General features: G+C 45.6%; 15 protein-coding genes. 2 read left to right on the plus strand and 13 right to left on the minus strand.

Translation table 11 applies throughout. The annotated features are described in order from the left end of the window. The 5 genes from ACPW7N_RS02190 to polA all read right to left on the minus strand — a co-directional run bounded on the left by ACPW7N_RS02190 (position 1) and on the right by polA (position 5,952). Positions 1-1,044: a glyceraldehyde-3-phosphate dehydrogenase gene (locus ACPW7N_RS02190; protein ID WP_425649365.1), complete on the minus strand. Its 1,044-nt coding sequence runs from the start codon at positions 1,042-1,044 to the stop codon at positions 1-3. Positions 1,045-1,266: 222 nt separating this feature from the next. Then, positions 1,267-1,848: a lytic transglycosylase domain-containing protein gene (locus tag ACPW7N_RS02195; protein WP_425649366.1), complete on the minus strand. Its 582-nt coding sequence runs from the start codon at positions 1,846-1,848 to the stop codon at positions 1,267-1,269. After that, the gene (gene coaE / locus ACPW7N_RS02200) at positions 1,845-2,447 is read right to left on the minus strand and encodes a dephospho-CoA kinase (protein ID WP_425649367.1); all 603 of its coding nucleotides are present in this window, start codon (positions 2,445-2,447) and stop codon (positions 1,845-1,847) included. The genes ACPW7N_RS02195 and coaE overlap by 4 nt, the downstream gene beginning before the upstream one ends. 12 nt (positions 2,448-2,459) lie before the next feature. Then, positions 2,460-3,287, minus strand: coding sequence for a DNA-formamidopyrimidine glycosylase (gene mutM, locus ACPW7N_RS02205; protein ID WP_425649368.1), 828 nt, complete (start codon positions 3,285-3,287; stop codon positions 2,460-2,462). A gap of 10 nt (positions 3,288-3,297) precedes the next feature. Continuing rightward, positions 3,298-5,952, minus strand: a complete 2,655-nt coding sequence (gene polA / locus ACPW7N_RS02210) for a DNA polymerase I (RefSeq protein ID WP_425649369.1) — start codon at positions 5,950-5,952, stop codon at positions 3,298-3,300. Positions 5,953-6,115: 163 nt separating this feature from the next. On the opposite strand from polA, the gene ACPW7N_RS02215 reads away from it, so the two are divergent. Together ACPW7N_RS02215 and ACPW7N_RS02220 are read left to right on the plus strand one after the other, a co-directional pair. Further along, positions 6,116-7,048, plus strand: a complete 933-nt coding sequence (locus ACPW7N_RS02215) for a DMT family transporter (RefSeq protein ID WP_425649370.1) — start codon at positions 6,116-6,118, stop codon at positions 7,046-7,048. Continuing rightward, positions 7,011-7,145, plus strand: a complete 135-nt coding sequence (locus ACPW7N_RS02220; protein WP_425649371.1) for a hypothetical protein — start codon at positions 7,011-7,013, stop codon at positions 7,143-7,145. The genes ACPW7N_RS02215 and ACPW7N_RS02220 overlap by 38 nt, the downstream gene beginning before the upstream one ends. 49 nt (positions 7,146-7,194) lie before the next feature. Here ACPW7N_RS02220 and ACPW7N_RS02225 read toward each other — a convergent pair whose 3' ends face one another. The 8 genes from ACPW7N_RS02225 to icd all read right to left on the minus strand — a co-directional run bounded on the left by ACPW7N_RS02225 (position 7,195) and on the right by icd (position 16,863). Next, the gene (locus tag ACPW7N_RS02225; RefSeq protein ID WP_425649372.1) at positions 7,195-8,136 is read right to left on the minus strand and encodes a VanW family protein; all 942 of its coding nucleotides are present in this window, start codon (positions 8,134-8,136) and stop codon (positions 7,195-7,197) included. A 63-nt stretch (positions 8,137-8,199) separates the two neighbouring features. Further along, positions 8,200-10,326, minus strand: coding sequence for an RNA degradosome polyphosphate kinase (locus tag ACPW7N_RS02230; protein WP_425649373.1), 2,127 nt, complete (start codon positions 10,324-10,326; stop codon positions 8,200-8,202). 238 nt (positions 10,327-10,564) lie between these two features. After that, positions 10,565-11,221, minus strand: coding sequence for a phosphate signaling complex protein PhoU (phoU, locus tag ACPW7N_RS02235; protein ID WP_425649374.1), 657 nt, complete (start codon positions 11,219-11,221; stop codon positions 10,565-10,567). Between the two features lie 153 nt (positions 11,222-11,374). Continuing rightward, a complete protein-coding gene (gene pnpS, locus ACPW7N_RS02240; RefSeq protein ID WP_425649375.1) occupies positions 11,375-13,150 on the minus strand; it encodes a two-component system histidine kinase PnpS in 1,776 nt (591 codons plus the stop codon). Positions 13,151-13,197: 47 nt separating this feature from the next. After that, positions 13,198-13,893, minus strand: coding sequence for a winged helix-turn-helix domain-containing protein (locus ACPW7N_RS02245; protein WP_425649376.1), 696 nt, complete (start codon positions 13,891-13,893; stop codon positions 13,198-13,200). 15 nt (positions 13,894-13,908) lie between these two features. Then, positions 13,909-14,394 carry a hypothetical protein gene (locus tag ACPW7N_RS02250; RefSeq protein ID WP_425649377.1) on the minus strand — a complete coding sequence of 162 codons (486 nt, stop codon included), beginning with the start codon at positions 14,392-14,394 and terminating at the stop codon, positions 13,909-13,911. Positions 14,395-14,576: 182 nt separating this feature from the next. After that, positions 14,577-15,515: a malate dehydrogenase gene (mdh, locus tag ACPW7N_RS02255; RefSeq protein ID WP_425649378.1), complete on the minus strand. Its 939-nt coding sequence runs from the start codon at positions 15,513-15,515 to the stop codon at positions 14,577-14,579. Positions 15,516-15,579: 64 nt separating this feature from the next. After that, on the minus strand, positions 15,580-16,863 hold the full coding sequence (gene icd, locus ACPW7N_RS02260; RefSeq protein ID WP_425649379.1) for an NADP-dependent isocitrate dehydrogenase: 1,284 nt from the start codon (positions 16,861-16,863) through the stop codon (positions 15,580-15,582). Positions 16,864-16,945 lie beyond the last annotated feature (82 nt).

The raw sequence follows: 16,945 nt of genomic DNA on the forward strand, positions 1-16,945 counted from the left end.
TTAGGCACGAGAAGCGGCAGCCGCTACTTCCTTCGTGCTGTTTTGCATTTCAGATACGTGACGAACGAGGTCAACTACCCGGCAGGAATAGCCCCACTCATTGTCATACCAAGCAAGAACTTTAATCTGCTTGTCACCCATTACAAGTGTGGATAATCCGTCAATAATGGATGAGCTGTCATTTCCATTGAAGTCGCTGGATACAAGCGGTTCTTCGGTGTACTCAATGTACCCTTTCATAGAACCTTCAGCCGCTTCTTTCAACACTCGGTTTACCTCTTCCAAGGTAACGCTCTTGCTTACGTTTACTACCAGGTCAACTACTGATACGTTTGGCGTAGGCACTCGAAGGGAGAAACCATTCAGACGTCCGTTCAACTCAGGAAGTACTTTACCTACCGCGCGTGCTGCTCCTGTAGTGGTAGGGATGATCGATTGACCACATGCACGGGAACGGCGCAAGTCTTTATGTGGGTTGTCCAGATTTTTCTGGTCGTTGGTGTAAGAGTGAATGGTTGTCATCAAGCCCTGCTCAATGTTGAATGCTTCGTGCAAAACTTTTGCCACTGGTGCCAAGCAGTTGGTTGTGCAAGATGCATTTGATACGATATGGTGTTTCGCATGATCGTAAATACCTTCGTTTACGCCCATTACGATCGTTGCATCTTCGTCTTTACCTGGAGCAGTGATTACAACTTTTTTCGCACCGCTTTGCAAGTGTTTGGAAGCGCCTTCATGATCCTTGAACTTACCTGTTGCTTCTACTACGATTTCTACGCCAAGTTCTCCCCATGGCAATTTCAATGGGTCACGATCAGACAGCACGACAGTTGGTTTGCCATCTACCAAAATTTTGTTGCCTACTACTTCAATTTTATTGTTAATCCGTCCATGTATGGTATCGTGCTTTAACAGATGTGCCAATGTCTCCGGAGGATAACTCGCGTTGATGGCTACTACTTCCATATTGGGGTCTTGGATAGCCCGTCGGAATACCATACGCCCAATTCGTCCGAATCCATTAATTCCGATTTTGATTGTCATATTGACGCCCCTCTCAGCAAATAAGTTACCCTTTATCACTTAACTCTATTATAATAAGTATGTCACATTTTTCAATGTGTTTTACTAAAAAATAAATATTTGGACTTTTTCACAGAATAGACAAAATAGCTGCCACCCCTTGTCACACAACGTTTTTTACACAAAAAAAAGACCTATAAGCAGTAAACTTCTTTTTTCCGAAAGCTTACTGTATAGGTCGTTTTATTGTGACTGTTTGTCACTTTCTGCAAAATTTGTCCCATAAACCTTGTTGTAGCGTTCATGGTAATAAAGAACTCGCTGCACATAATGCCGGGTCTCACCATAAGGGATGTCGTCAATGGACTCTTTTGTCCCGTCCCAGCGTTGGTCCTTCACCCAAGTGTTCACATTCCCAGGCCCAGCGTTATAGGCAGCGAGCGAGAGCACGACATTTCCGTTGTACTGCTTTAACAAATGCGCCAGGTACCATGTGCCGATATCAATGTTTACCTTTGGCTCGTCCAAATACTCTTCCGACGAAGATTCAAACCCGGCTTGAGAGATAACCCAGCTTGCCGTCTGAGGCATGACCTGCATCAATCCAATGGCACCTTTTTTGGAGGACTGGCTATGGTCAAAGTTACTCTCTGTTCGGATGATCGCCAGTACGAGTAAAGGGTCGACAGAAAACCGCTTTGCAGCTTCCTGTATTTCAGCCTCAAACTTGATGGGATACATCAACTTCCAAACAAATGGAGAATTAATCAGCAAAAACACACCCATCAAAATGGTTAAGAGAATTGCTGTGGGCTTCCACTTCATTGCTTCAACTCCGCTCGCAAGGTAACCAGCAATTGATCAACCTGCACTTTTGTCTCTTCACGAGTACCAGAGTTGTCAATGATGAAGTCAGCCTCGTTCTTTTTTGTCTCTATCGGAAACTGAGATTTGATGCGCTTTTGTGCTTGTTCTTCGTCAATCTTGTCTCTTTCCATTAAACGGATCAGTTGCAAATCACTTGGGACATAAACGAGAACAATTTTGTCCACCATGTATTGCAGCTTGCTTTCAAACAGGAGAGGAATATCCATCACGACGAGCTCATGTCCACTCTGTGAAGCTTCCTTCGCCTGTCTGGTCATTTCCTTGCGCACTTGTGGATGGACAATTCCGTTGAGAACCTGTCTTTGCCGCTCGTCCGAAAAAACGATCTCCCCCAGTGCCTTCCGATCAATCTCTCCAGTGGGCAACAGAATGCTACTCCCGAAAGCATCGACAATTTGCTGGTAGGCACTCTTCCCCGGCTCGACTACTTCACGGGCAATCACGTCAGCGTCAACAACCGGGATCCTGCGTTCCTTGAGCAGCGCCGAAACCGTGCTTTTTCCACTGGCTATACCACCCGTTAATCCGATAATCACATTCTCACCCCATTACTCTTTTTGGCATTTGGGACATATATGCGTTCCACGTCCACCGACGACGAAGCGTACGATCTCCGTATGACAAACCGGACACGCTTCGCCCTTCCGTCCATAGACATTCAGCGACTGCTGGAACATCCCCATTTCGCCTTGACCGTTTACGTACGATTTAACCGAGCTTCCCCCTTGTTCAATCGCTTCCTGCAGTGTGGAGACGATGCTTTCATGAAGGCGGGTAATCTGCCTTGACGTTAGCTCGCCAGCAATTTTCTCCGGATGGATTCGACTGCGAAACAAGGCCTCGTCCACATAAATATTCCCCAAACCAACCAAAAATTCCTGATTAAGCAAAAGCGGCTTGATTTTGGTTGTTTTGCCCTGCAGCATCTTCTTGAAAAGGGCTACCGTAAACGTCTCATCGAGTGGCTCAGGGCCCAACTTTTTCAACGGCTCATGCTGTGATTCTTCTCCGAGCGGCAAAATGTCCATGGTACCAAATTGACGCACATCCTTGTAGCGCAAATCAGTGCCATCTGTAAAATGAAAGATCACATGGGTATGCTTTTCTACCTCATCATCCGCTTCGAACACCCCGTATCGGCCTTCCATGCGCAAATGAGAAACCAGCACATCGTAATCGAGAATGAACTTGATGAATTTTGCCCGCCGCTCGATTTTGTGGATGGTTTGTCCGACAAGCTGTTGTTTGAATACTTCGATGTCGTCCGGGCGTCTGATAATCCGTGGCAAGAACACACTCACCCGAGCAATCGTCTTGCCGATAACCAGTTTTCCCAACGTCCTGACGACCGTCTCAACCTCTGGCAATTCAGGCATGCTGATCCTCCTATTTGGCGTCGTACCAAGTGCGTCCATAATGAACGTCCACTTTGAGCGGCACGTCTAGTTGTAAGGCTTGCTCCATTACTTCCGGAACGATTCGCTGCATGATCGCAAGCTCGTCTTCGGGAACCTCAAACACCAATTCATCGTGTACCTGTAAAAGCATGCGACTTCTCAGTTTCTCCTGTTCCAATCGCTCCATCATACGGATCATCGCAAGCTTGATAATGTCTGCAGCAGTCCCTTGAATCGGTGTATTCATCGCTGTTCTTTCTGCAAAGGAGCGCAAATTGAAATTGCTGCTGCGAATGTCTGGCAGATAGCGTCTGCGATGCAGTAAGGTGGTCACATAACCATCTTTCTTGGCCTGCTCCACAATGACTTCCATATATCGCTTGACGCCAGAGAAAACATCAAAATATCGATTGATGAACTCCCCTGCGTCTTTCCGTGTAATATTCAGGTTTTGCGACAGACCATAGTCGCTGATCCCATAGACAATTCCGAAGTTGACGGCCTTTGCCTGACGGCGCATGAGTGAAGTTACGTCCTGTTCATTCACTCCAAAAACATCCATGGCTGTTCTCGTATGAATGTCCATGCCTTTTTGGAAAGCATCGATCAGGTTCTCGTCTTGGGAAATATGCGCCAGGATACGCAGTTCGATCTGTGAATAGTCTGCTGCCAGCATGTACCAGCCTTGTTCTGACGGAATGAACGCCTCTCGTATTTTGCGCCCTTCCTCTAGACGGATCGGGATGTTTTGCAAGTTAGGCTCTGTGCTGCTGAGACGCCCTGTCGCCGTCGTTGCTTGATTGAACAGCGTATGGATTTTGCTCGTTTTCGGATGAATTTCTTTCAATAAACCTTCAATATAGGTGGAACGCAGCTTCCCTAGCTGTCTGAAGTGCAAAATCGTATCAATAATCGGGTGGTACGGTGCCAGTTTTTCCAATACATCGGCACTGGTTGATGGACCTGTCTTGGTCTTCTTGAGAACAGGCAGATCGAGTTTTTCATACAAGATTTCACCAAGTTGCTTTGGCGAATTGATGTTAAACTCTTGTCCGGCCAGGGTATGGATTTTTTGGGTCAGTTCCTCTAATTGCTGATCAAGAGACACGCCCATTTCGTTCAGTCGCTCGCCATCTACCTTGACCCCGGTAAATTCCATTTTCGCCAATACCAGACTGAGCGGTTCTTCGATTTGGGAAAGCAAATCGCCAAGCTGCTGCTCGTTCATCTGCTCTTTCATCACAAAGACGCTCTCCCAGACTGCTTTTGCCTTACGAGCCACGTGCTCACTTACCAGTGCCATTTCCGGAATCATCCGTTTGGCACCTTTTCCATACAAATCATCATCCGATGCGACTTGTACAGAGGCATATTGTGCGGCAACGTCATGCAAGGCAGGGTCACTTTCTGTAGCATTCAGGAGATACGAAGCCAAATAACCGTCAAAGGAGATTCCTTCAATCGTAAATCCGTGCCAGTTCAGGCCGACGTAATCACGCTTTCCATCGAATACCCACTTTTCCTGTGCTGGATTAGAAAGCCATGTCTTGAATTCAGCCCATTCCTTCGCCACTTCATATGGCACAAAGAACGATTGCGATTCATTGGCAAGACCAAAGCCTAACAAAGGAGAATGGTGGTAGTTAGTCCCGTCAAACTCAACATAGAGAGCCATCGGCGAAGTTAATTTTTCTGTAAATGCAGTGATGTGCTCACTCTCTACTACGTCGAAGGAAAAGGCAACCTCTTCTTTCTGCTCCCCCGTTCCGTCCGCGCTCACTGTATCAACTTTGATTTTTGAAATGAGTGACTTGAATTCCATTCGTTTGAAAAACTCCACCAGCGCTTGCCCGTTATAACCTGTGTATTCAGCATCTTTCGGGTCAACTTCTACCGGTGCATCTCGCAAAATGGTCGCCAGTGACTTGCTTAGTTTTGCCTGTTCGACATTCCCTCTGAGATTTTCTTGCAGCTTCTTGCCCGAGATGTTTTCAACATTAGCCAACACTTCCTCTACAGAGCCATACTCATGCAGAAGCTTGAGCGCCGTTTTCTCGCCGACACCGGGAACCCCTGGAATATTGTCAGAGGTATCACCCATCAAGCCCTTGAGATCGATAATTTGCAGCGGTGTCAGGCCATACTTCTCCTGAATTTCCTGCGTTGTATATAGTTCAATTTCACTTACGCCTTTGCGGGTAAGGGCTACGTTCACCTGGTCGGAAACAAGCTGGAGCATGTCTTTGTCTCCCGTGATTACAGTCGTTTTCCAGCCGTTTTGCTCTGCTCGCAGCGTCATCGTTCCAATAATATCGTCCGCTTCATATCCTTCCAGCTCAAAACGCTGAATGGAGAAAGAATCCAACAGCTCCCGAATCAGCGGAAATTGCTCCGACAGTTCAGGTGGAGTTTTGGTACGCTTCCCTTTGTATTCGGTAAATTCTGCATGACGAAACACAATCTTGCCTGCATCAAATGCAACCAGCAGATGAGTGGGTTTCATTTCCTCAATGACCTTTAACAGCATGGTGGTAAAGCCTAAAACGGCATTCGTATGTAATCCTTGTTTGGTGGACAAAAGAGGCAATGCGTAAAACGCACGATTGGCAATACTGTTACCGTCAATCAATATAAAATGGCTCATGGTTCCGCTCCCTCTCTTACTTTCGCTAACTTCCATCATACCATAGGCTTGTCTGCCGTAGCAAAATGGCAAATGCATCATAAGAATTGAGGTTTCGACAAAAGGTATGTACAATAGACAAATATAAATAATTTTCAGTCAAACGTGGAGGACATCAGTTGATATGGACAGACCAATACTACCACCTTATCTGGCACTGCTCATCGGAGTACTCGCTGTATCTACCTCAGCGATTTTCGTGAAATTGGCATCAGCACCACCTGCAATTATCGCCACCTATCGACTCATTTTTTCTGTTCTGTTGACGATTCCCTTTCTCTTTTTTTCCAAAGGAGTCTTCCCTGAAATTGGTCGTCTGAACTGGAAGCAGTGGATGTTGATCAGTTTATCGGGACTTTTCCTGGCAAGCCATTTCGTGCTGTGGTTCGAATCACTTCGTTTTACTTCTGTAGCAAGCTCTACCGTTCTCGTTACGCTCCAACCACTGTTTGCATTCGTCGGAGGCTATTTCTTTTTCAAGGAAAAGGTCAGTTTCCTTGGGATTGTCGGGGGATTGATCGCCATTCTGGGGAGCTTCGTTATCGGATGGGGGGACTTCCAGGTTGGAGGAGACGCTTTATTCGGTGATATCCTCGCTCTGTTAGGTGCGGGTACAGTAACTGCGTACTGGCTGATTGGCCAACACATCCGCAAGGAAATTACGATGCTTACTTATACTCTTTTGGTGTATAGCACTTGCAGTATATTCTTGTTGATCTACGACCTGGTTATGGCGTATCCTCTGGTTGGATATCCGTGGAGCGACTGGGGCTGGTTCTTTTGTCTCGCATTGATTCCTACGCTCTTGGGCCACACCATTTTCAACTGGGTAATCAAATGGTTGAACACCTCCACGATCTCGATGAGCATTTTGGGTGAACCAATCGGGACTTCCATCCTGGCCTACTTCATCCTCGGTGAAATCGTGACAATTCCTCAGTATATTGGTGGTGCCATCATCCTTGCAGGTATCTACCTGTTTATTCGTTACAACGTACCTACGAAAGGAGACACGTCGAATGGATCAGTGGCCACCGAAGCGCAAAACAATTCGTGAATACATCAAAGGATTAAGTGTCTGGGGAAAAATTGGCTGGGTTATCGTGATCGGCTACATTGTCGGCAGAGTCATATACTGGATTTCGAAACTGTAAAAAATACCATAAGAAAGAGGCGGGAGCAACAACTCTCGCCTCTTTTTTCTTACTCTACTGTATTCCTGATTTCTCCAGATAGTTCGATTTCTTCCTCTTCAGGAATGACTTTTGAAGCGCTTGGCACCATTCGTGGTTCATACTCCAGCTCGGTAAAAGAGTAAATGGTGACGAGCATTTGCCCATGATGTGAACTTGCCCGAATCAATATCGGGTAGGGGTACTCGTTGCGGAAGCGGAAGTCTGGCCCTCCCCAGCTCACCGTAGCATCACGGCCTGGTGGTACATACGGAACCTCTCTGCTATGAGAATAACGATTGACGATTTTGAGCCCTGCCCGATCAACAGCATTAAAAAGCGTGGATGATACCTGGCAGATCCCCCCGCCGATCCCTTCTGAGTACTCGCCTCTGACAATAATTTTTGCTGGTTTGTATCCTTTGGCGACTGTCCGTTTGCCTACTGCCTGGTTAAACGAAAACGTCTCTCCTGGAAACACAACATAGCTGTTGAGGGCTTTTGTTGCCAAGTCAATATTATGAGATCGATTCACATTAAACGATTTATAATAGGTGACATAATAGCCAATGCGCTTTGCTGATAAGAGCTGCAATAATTGCTTATCGACTTTGGGATTAACCGTTACAACCGGAGCCTGAACGATTCTGTTTCCCTGACCCAGGTAATAATCCATAACCGCAGACTGCAGCTTTTCCGTCATTATTCTTCTGCCCTTTTGCTCGGCAATAATTCGTCCGTTTTCCTCTATCACTGCATTACGAGGCTCTAACGAAAGCTTTCTGCTCACCTCATTTATCCATATATTCAGTTGGAGATCATTGATATGAGGCATTCCAAGTTCAGGCATCGTAATATCGCTTCGCTGCAATTGCGCTGCGGTTTCTCCCTGGAATTCGATTCGCAACCACTCATTTTCCGGTATAGCAGGTTGTGCTAAAAGAAGTAACGCAGAAGCCAACAATCCAATCATATCAGGTATCACCTCCCGCATTAGTATGAGCATTGAAAGCAGAAAAAATAAGAAAAGAGTGGGCTACATGACCCACTCTTCTGCTGGCTTGTATGGTGCTGCGAATTTTTCCATTCGTTTTTGTTCGACTACCTGCAAAACTTGCTCCACAAAACGCGTTTGGCTGTTTACTCGTTCTTCTCCCGCTTTGGGCAAAATCCGATGATAGGTTCCCGTGGAATCAAGCAATCTCGATTTGGTGTTGTCCCGTAAATACACATGCAGGATATCTGTAACCCTTCTCACCAGATCAGCCTTTTCGATCGGGAAGAGAAGCTCTACCCGGCGATCAAGATTTCGCGTCATCCAGTCTGCACTTGATAAATAGACTTCCGGCTTTCCACCGTTGCCAAAATAGAAGATGCGACTATGTTCCAAAAAGCGGTCAATGATGCTTCGTACTTGAATATTTTCACTGACTCCCGGAATTCCCGGTCGAAGACAACAAATGCCCCGGACGATCAGATCAATCTGCACCCCTGCACATGACGCCTCATACAGCGTGGCAATGATCTTTTCATCTGTTAACGAGTTCATTTTGGCGATGATTCTTCCAGGATTGTCAGGTGTATGCTTTTCGATTTCACGACGGATCATCTCACGGAACTTGCGTCGAAGTCCTTTGGGTGCGGCCTCCAGCTTACGCCACTCTGGTGGTTCGGAATAACCGGATAAATCATTGAATAATGCCGATGCATCGACCCCAAAGTCCGAATTGCTTGTGAAAATCCCAATGTCCGTATACAGGCGTGCGGTGCTGTTGTTGTAATTTCCCGTACTTAAATGCACATATCGGCGAATATCATCGCCTTCTTTTCGCACAACCAGTGTGATTTTGCAATGGGTTTTCAGACCAACCAGTCCGTAGATGACCTGGCATCCTGACTTTTCGAGCTGTCTTGCCCAATGAATGTTGTTTTCTTCGTCAAACCGTGCCTTCAGTTCCACAAGTACCGTTACCTGCTTGCCATTCTCGGCAGCCATAGCCAAGGCCTTTACAATGGGTGAATCACCACTGACTCGATACAAAGTCTGTTTGATTGCCAGCACATTCGGATCTTCTGCTGCTTTGGTAACAAAGTCAACAACACAGTCGAACGATTCAAAAGGCAAGTGAACCATAATATCACGCTCGGCAATCGCCTCGTAAATATCGTCCTCTCCAATTAAATCAGCAGGTGGCTGTGGAACATTCGTTTCGTTTCGTAAATGATCGTATCCAGAAAGTTGTGTAAAGCTCATAAATTTGGTCAAATCAAGCGGCCCATTGATCGCATAGATATCCCGTGGATGAATTTCCATTGCCTCTTGCAGGATCAGGCGTACATCGGAATCCATTCTGCCGTCTATCTCTAAACGGATGGCAGCTCCCCATTTTCGCTTCTTCAACTCTTTTTCGATTTCTTTCAGCAAATCCTCTGCGCCCTCTTCATCCAGCGTCATGTCTGCATTACGAGTGATGCGGAATGGATATACGGAGCAAACCTCATTCCCTTTGAACAGGCGATTGCTGTACATCTTGATGACATCCTCCAGAAGGATGAAATCTCGACCTCGTTCACCAGGAAGCTCAATATACCGAGATAGAACCGAAGGAACCTGAACAACGGCAAATACTTTTTTGCTCGATTTTGCTTTCTTTCGCTCAAGCATGACGGCCAGATTCAGACTTTTATTGAGCAACAGAGGAAACGGCCTGCTCTGGTCAACAGCGAGTGGTGTCAGTACCGGATAAATATGATAATCAAAATAATTGCTCAAAAAGGCTTCCTGTTCAGCTGACAAGTCTTCTGCACGTAAGAAATAAATGCCCTCTTTTGAGAGTAACGGTAAGATTTCTTCATTGAAGAGCTGATACTGTCTCTCTACCATTTGATGAGCCCGGGAATTAATCATTCGTAGCTGTTCTTTGGCTGTATGACCCGATGAGTTCGGCTTGCTGAAATTGGCTTTTACCTGATCTTTTAATCCAGCTACCCGAACCATGAAAAACTCATCCAAATTCGATGAAACAATTGCCAGGAACTTTAAGCGTTCCATCACAGGATTTGATTCATCAAGTGCTTCTTCCAATACACGAGCATTGAACGCTAACCAACTTAGTTCCCGGTTAATAAAATAGTCCGGATGAAGAAGATCTCTTTCTTCCACCGGGTTCTCCCCCTTTTTGACCCGTACCTTGTTTGTCCTACCTTATTCTTTATAATACCCAATCCCGATTTGGGATCAAACAAAAAAAACGGTAAAGTAACACAAAATAGGCGTCCCCGTAACGGTTAGCCTATTTTTCTCTTTTTGAACATCCACTTTTTCTGTGAAAAACGTCTCGACGTTTTTCATGAAGGTTGATGTGACCGCTCGCGGTCAGCAAATAAACGGTCATGACCGTTTATTTGTTTAGGTCCGTTAATTTGCCTGTATCCAGATAGATGATCCGTTCACAAATATTCGTGACATGATCCGCAATCCGCTCCAAATATTGAGCAACCAGCAACAAATGAGTACCTTGTGAGATGACTGATTGCTGTTTGGACATCAGATTAATCAGATCAGAAAAGATCTTTGCGTACAATTTATCAACAATATCATCACGAATCGCAACTTCCTCAGCCAGTTGCTGATCCTTCGCAACATACGCATTCAAACTGTCTCGCACCATTGCCTTTACGTGATTCGCCATTTCAGGCAAGTCAATCAACGGTTTTGGATACGGTTCACTCATCAAGCGTCTAGTTGTTTTTGCAATGGCAACGGCATGATCACCCATCCGCTCCAGATCAGTAACCAGTTTGAGCATGGTTCCCAGTCTCCGTAGGTCAGAGCCAACCGGCTGTTGCAAGGCAATTACCTGCATGCACCCTGTCTCGATTTCTTGTTCCAATTGATTGATTACCTGGTCGTGGCTGATTACCTCTTCAGCAAGCCCTGCATTGCGATCAACCAAGCTTTTCATTGCTTTGTGGATCGCTTCCTCGACAAGAGCGCCCATTGAAAGAAGTTTTCGATGAAGACTGTCTACTTGTACTTCAAACGTATGCCTAGCCATGTTTTATGCCCCCTCCCATTGATGACAACTCCCTAACGATGTGCTTTTTCTACAAAGAATACATATAAATCCTTCAATAGTAACCAATCTTACAAGGTTTATATGTACCCCTCTTTAATAAAATGTTATCTTTTTGTAAAGATTTAGCACGTCTTAACGGTAGTCTGTCATCGTAACGGGAATCGTCACAGTGAAGGTAGACCCTTCTCCCTCTACACTCTGAACGGCAATTCGACCATGCAAGGTCTCACACAGGTGCTTGACGATCGCAAGCCCCAGCCCAGTACCTCCAGAATCCCTTGATCTTGCTTTATCCACTCGGTAAAACCGTTCAAAAATGCGAGCCAGATCCGCTTCTGGAATGCCTATTCCTGTATCGTGCACAGAGATGAGGATATTCTTATCCTGTTTGTTAATTTCCAGACTGATACGCCCACCCTCAGGTGTGTATGCCACTGCGTTGGCTACGAGATTAAGCAGGATTTGCTGGAGACAATCCTTGTCTGTCGTAATCACGATTGGCTCACAAGGCGGCAGAAGAATGGTATGCTTCTTTCTCATGATATGTTCCTGTACGAGTATCACAACTTCCTCTACAAGCTGTGTCACATTCACCTGGGCAGGTGTCAGGGACAACCGCTTCTGTTCGATTTTGGACAAATCCAGAATTTCGACGATGAGGCGATGCAAGCGTTCACTTTCGTCATAAATAATTTGAAGAAAGTTGCGGCATAATTCTTCGTCCTGCATGGCTCCATCGAGCAGTGTTTCTGTAAATCCTTTGATCGAGGTAATCGGTGTTCGCAGTTCATGGGAGACATTCGCCACGAACTCACTGCGTATTTTTTCTAGCCGTCGAATCTCTGTAATGTCGTGAAGGACAGTAACGACCCCTTTGGCCTCCCCTCTGACATTGATGTACGGTGCAATATTGACATCAAGGATTCGCTCGACCGGATAGTAAATATGCACCTCTTGACGAACTCTTTCCCCTGTATCAATACACTTGTCAATATACTGACTAAGACCGAAATTGCGTCCAGCCTCAATGTGAAGTTTCCCGACCAGCTCGCTCTTGCTAGTGCCGAGCAGATGCTCGACTGCTGGATTCACAAGCATGATGCGGCGATGCTCGGAGACGAACAAAACCCCGCTCACCATGTTGATGAGTACCCCGGACAGTCGTTGCTGATTTTCGGAGATTTCATACATTTGCTGTTCCAAACTGGATGCCATGAAGTTAATCGCATCCGATAATTGCCCGATTTCATCACTCGCTTTTAATTTGACACGACTCTGATACTGACGCTGGGTAATACTCTGGGCCACTCTGGTGATTTCTTCAATGGGCCTCGTGATGCCATGGGCAATTCGTGCACTTACCAACGAGCTGATAATCAGTGTGATCAACAGCCCCGTCGCCAGACTGTACCACATCTGATGAATCGCTTGCACAATGTTTTCCACAGACATCGCAGACCTGACAGCCCCCACAACCCTACCATCCTGGATCACGGGAACTGCTATATACATCATGTCAAATCCTAATGTGGTACTATAGCGAATGGCCTCTCCCCTGTTGCCTTGCAATGCGGCAATAAATTCTGGACGGTCACTGTGATTTTTCATATGTCCAGCATCGGTATTGGTGTCCAGAAGCACACCGCCTTGGTTGTTGATAATCGTAAGCCTGGCTTCGGTCGTCTGGGCAAAACGGAGAACCCGCTCCTGCAAAGCACTCTGATTATAAAAAATTTCGGGAGCGTGAACCGCTTCCGAAACCAATTGAGCCTCTTTGTTTAATAAATCAGAGAGGGTTTCCATATACGACTGTTCCAACACTTTGGCAAAATAAATACCCATTAACAGGAGAACGCCCGAAATAAGGCCGAGTATAGTAAGATTCAACTTTAAGCGAAATCGGTACATAAGTGTCCTCCTAGCAAATCGTTGTGCTATCACAGGTGCAAGTAAGCTTACCCTTCCAGCTTATAACCGAGTCCACGAACGGTTTTGATGTAGCGTGGATTTTTTGTGTCTTCTTCCAGCTTTTCACGCAAATGACTGATATGGACATCCACGATGCGAGAATCTCCAATGAAGTCGTAATTCCATACGGCATTCAACAATTGATCCCGTGTCAGAACCCTCCCCTGATGGGAAGCAAGGTGCTGCAAGAGTTCAAATTCTTTGGGAGTAAGCTCTACTTTGTCATCCCCCCGGTAAACTTCATACTTCTCCGGGTAGAGACGAATTTGTCCAAACTGAATCAGTACACTGTCATCCTCAGCCGTAAGCTGTGGAATGGCATGAATCCGTCGCAAAATTGCTTTCACACGGGCAACCACTTCACGAGGGCTGAACGGTTTCGTAATGTAATCATCCGCCCCTAGCTCCAGCCCGAGAATTTTATCGAGTTCATCGTCTTTGGCTGTCAAAATGAGGATGGGAGTCTGGATTCGCTCCTGACGCAAAGCTTTGCAAACATCCATTCCATCAATTTTGGGCAGCATCAAATCCAGGATAATAAAATCCGGCTTTTCCTGCCTTGCCATCTCCAGTGCCTGCGCACCATCATGCGCCATAATGCACTCATATCCGGCTTTTTCCAAATTAAATTGAAGCAACTTGGAAATTGAGATTTCGTCATCGACAACTAAAATTTTGGTCACGGTTCTTAGTTCCTCCTATTGACGATATGGAGCTACATCCTTCTGGATTTGTACGAAATCCTGTATTGCTTCCTGTATCTTTGCATCAGCAGCTGGTTCACGGCTAGGATCATTAAAATCGTAAGCATCAAACAACATTTGATATCCGTCTTTCCGTTTGGCCAGAGCGGTCATCAGTCTTTCCCGAATTGGTTCCATCTCTTGTGGAATCCCCGCTGAAACGATGTCGTCCTTAATTCTGTCGTTGATATCCATTCCATTCAAGATTGTGTTTTGAACTTTGGTGCGTTTGATTTCACCTTTCGTGTACATGTCACGGATTTCCTGCAGCACTTTGATTCCGTTTGGTGCTTCATTATTGAGATCGTCAATCATTGTAATAAAATCTTTCTTCGCTTGTGCCACTTCTTCAGGACTAGCTTGCAAGCTGCATCCGCTTACTAAAACCAATATGAAAATAAATAATAGCAGGTATCGTCCTGTTCTCTCTAGCTGTCTCACCAATAAGACCCCTTTCTCTCCATCCCTATCCCTAGTGTATGCAAGTCTAGTATTCTTACCTAGTATAAGTCTGCCAGAACGTACAAATAGTGACAAGTTTTTTTTCCGTTAAGAATTTGTATAGTGTGCTCAGGAAAAAAAGGCGCCCCTCACAAAAGGGACGCCTCACATTATTTTCGTATTTATACGAGAACCTTCATTACGTTGCGCACTGCATCAGCAGATTTGTCCAACGCTACTTTTTCTTCTGGAAGCAGTTCGAGTTCGTACACTTTCTCGATGCCGTTTGCACCCAAGAGAGTAGGTACGCCAAGGTACAAATCGCTGTAGCCATATTCGCCTTCCAAGTAAGCGATAGAAGGTAAAATGCGTTTTTTGTCTTTCAAGATTGCTTCTGCCATTTGCACAAGAGAAGCGGCTGGAGCATAGTAAGCAGAGCCGTTACCAAGCAGGCTGACGATTTCGCCGCCACCTTTGCGGGTGCGCTCAACGATTGCATCCAAACGATCTTGTGGAATTAACTTCTCGAGAGGGATACCACCAGCGTAAGAGTAACGAACAAGTGGAACCATGTCATCCCCGTGGCCACCCAATACGAAACCAGTTACATCTTCAACAGATACGTTCAATTCTTGCGCAACGAACGTACGGAAGCGAGCTGTATCGAGTACACCAGATTGACCGATTACGCGCTCTTTCGGGAACCCGGAAGTTTTGAAGAACGTGTAAGTCATAGCATCAACAGGGTTAGAGAGAACAAGTACAATGGAGTTCGGAGCATGTGTTTTTACTTGCTCTGCTACTGAGCGCATGATTCCAGCATTTGTGTTAACCAAGTCATCACGGGACATACCAGGCTTACGAGCGATACCTGCAGTGATGATAACCATATCAGCACCTTGGATGTCTTCGTAGTTCGATGTACCCTTAATTCGAGCGTCAAAGCCTAATACAGGAGACGATTCTTCCATATCAAGTGCTTTTCCTTTTGTTGGGTTCTCTAATTGCGGGATGTCAACGAGCACGATGTCGCCCAACTCTTTTTGTGCAAGAATGAATGCAGTTGTTGCACCAGTGAAGCCGCTGCCGATAACAGCAATTTTCTTACGAGTGAATGCCATGGTATTTCCCCTCCGGAAAGTTAATGGATAAAGCGAGGCTTTATCAATAGCGATGCTTTATCTATTACATATTTTTAATGAGAGCGTCTGCGAACTCGGAGCATTTCAATTCAGTTGCGCCCTCCATTAGACGAGCGAAATCGTATGTTACTTCTTTTTGTGAGATCGTTTTTTCCATGGAGTTGATGATCAGGTCAGCCGCTTCGTTCCAGCCAAGGTGACGGAGCATCATTTCACCAGAAAGAATAACAGAAGAAGGGTTCACTTTGTCAAGACCAGCGTATTTCGGAGCAGTACCATGAGTTGCTTCGAAAATAGCATGTCCTGTCAAGTAGTTGATGTTTGCACCAGGAGCGATACCGATACCGCCTACTTGAGCAGCCAATGCGTCAGAGATGTAGTCACCGTTCAGGTTAAGAGTAGCTACTACATCGTACTCAGCTGGACGAGTCAAGATTTGTTGCAAGAACGCATCTGCGATAACATCTTTCACGATGATTTTGCCAGCTGCTTCTGCTTCTTTTTGTGCTTTGTCAGCGTCTCCGCCTTCAGCTTTGATGCGATCGTATTGTGCCCATGTGAATACTTTATCTCCGTATTCTGCTTCAGCCACTGCGTAACCCCAGCTTTTGAACGCACCTTCTGTAAATTTCATGATGTTCCCTTTATGTACGAGGGTAACGGATTTGCGTTTATTGTCAATAGCGTACTCAATCGCTGCACGAACCAAGCGCTCCGTACCATCTTTAGAAACAGGCTTGATACCGATACCAGAAGTCTCAGGGAAACGGATTTTCTTAACGCCCATTTCATTTTGCAAGAAGTCGATAATTTTTTTCACTTCTGCAGAACCTTCAGCCCACTCTACACCTGCGTAGATGTCTTCTGTGTTCTCACGGAAAATGGTCATATCAGTCAACTCAGGGTGTTTTACAGGGGATGGAACACCTTCGAAATATTGAACAGGACGTACGCAAGCATATAAGTCTAACTCTTGACGAAGAGCAACGTTGATCGAGCGGATACCGCCGCCAACTGGAGTAGTCAAAGGACCTTTGATTGCGATCAAGTACTCATTGATTGCAGTCAGTGTATCTTGTGGAAGCCATTCACCAAATTGATTGAATGCTTTCTCGCCAGCAAATACTTCGAACCAAGCGATTTTCTTCTCACCGTTGTATGCTTTTTCTACAGCAGCATCCAAAGCGCGAACAGAAGCATTCCAGATATCTGGGCCAGTACCGTCACCTTCAATGAAAGGAATAATTGGGTTGTTAGGAACAACTAATTTACCGTTTTCTACTGTTACTTTTTCACCAGATGTTGGTAGGGACAGGTTCTTGAACAAAGAAATCACTCCAGACTATTAATGTTTAAGTTTCCACTTTTGAGTTTACATGTATCAATATTCGTTGAAAAGGTGGTAAAAG

The sequence above is a fragment of the Brevibacillus nigriterrae genome (assembly GCF_049846925.1).
In the GTDB taxonomy this organism is placed as follows: Bacteria; Bacillota; Bacilli; order Brevibacillales; family Brevibacillaceae; genus Brevibacillus_H.

Excerpts from the sequence above, each read along its gene's own strand:
- ACPW7N_RS02190 (WP_425649365.1), bottom strand. The coding sequence starts at position 1,044 with ATGACAATCAAAATCGGAATTAATGGATTCGGACGAATTGGGCGTATG.
- ACPW7N_RS02195 (WP_425649366.1), bottom strand. The coding sequence starts at position 1,848 with ATGAAGTGGAAGCCCACAGCAATTCTCTTAACCATTTTGATGGGTGTG.
- mutM (WP_425649368.1), bottom strand. The coding sequence starts at position 3,287 with ATGCCTGAATTGCCAGAGGTTGAGACGGTCGTCAGGACGTTGGGAAAA.
- polA (WP_425649369.1), bottom strand. The coding sequence starts at position 5,952 with ATGAGCCATTTTATATTGATTGACGGTAACAGTATTGCCAATCGTGCG.
- ACPW7N_RS02215 (WP_425649370.1), top strand. The coding sequence starts at position 6,116 with ATGGACAGACCAATACTACCACCTTATCTGGCACTGCTCATCGGAGTA.
- ACPW7N_RS02220 (WP_425649371.1), top strand. The coding sequence starts at position 7,011 with ATGGATCAGTGGCCACCGAAGCGCAAAACAATTCGTGAATACATCAAA.
- ACPW7N_RS02225 (WP_425649372.1), bottom strand. The coding sequence starts at position 8,136 with ATGATTGGATTGTTGGCTTCTGCGTTACTTCTTTTAGCACAACCTGCT.
- phoU (WP_425649374.1), bottom strand. The coding sequence starts at position 11,221 with ATGGCTAGGCATACGTTTGAAGTACAAGTAGACAGTCTTCATCGAAAA.
- pnpS (WP_425649375.1), bottom strand. The coding sequence starts at position 13,150 with ATGTACCGATTTCGCTTAAAGTTGAATCTTACTATACTCGGCCTTATT.
- mdh (WP_425649378.1), bottom strand. The coding sequence starts at position 15,515 with ATGGCATTCACTCGTAAGAAAATTGCTGTTATCGGCAGCGGCTTCACT.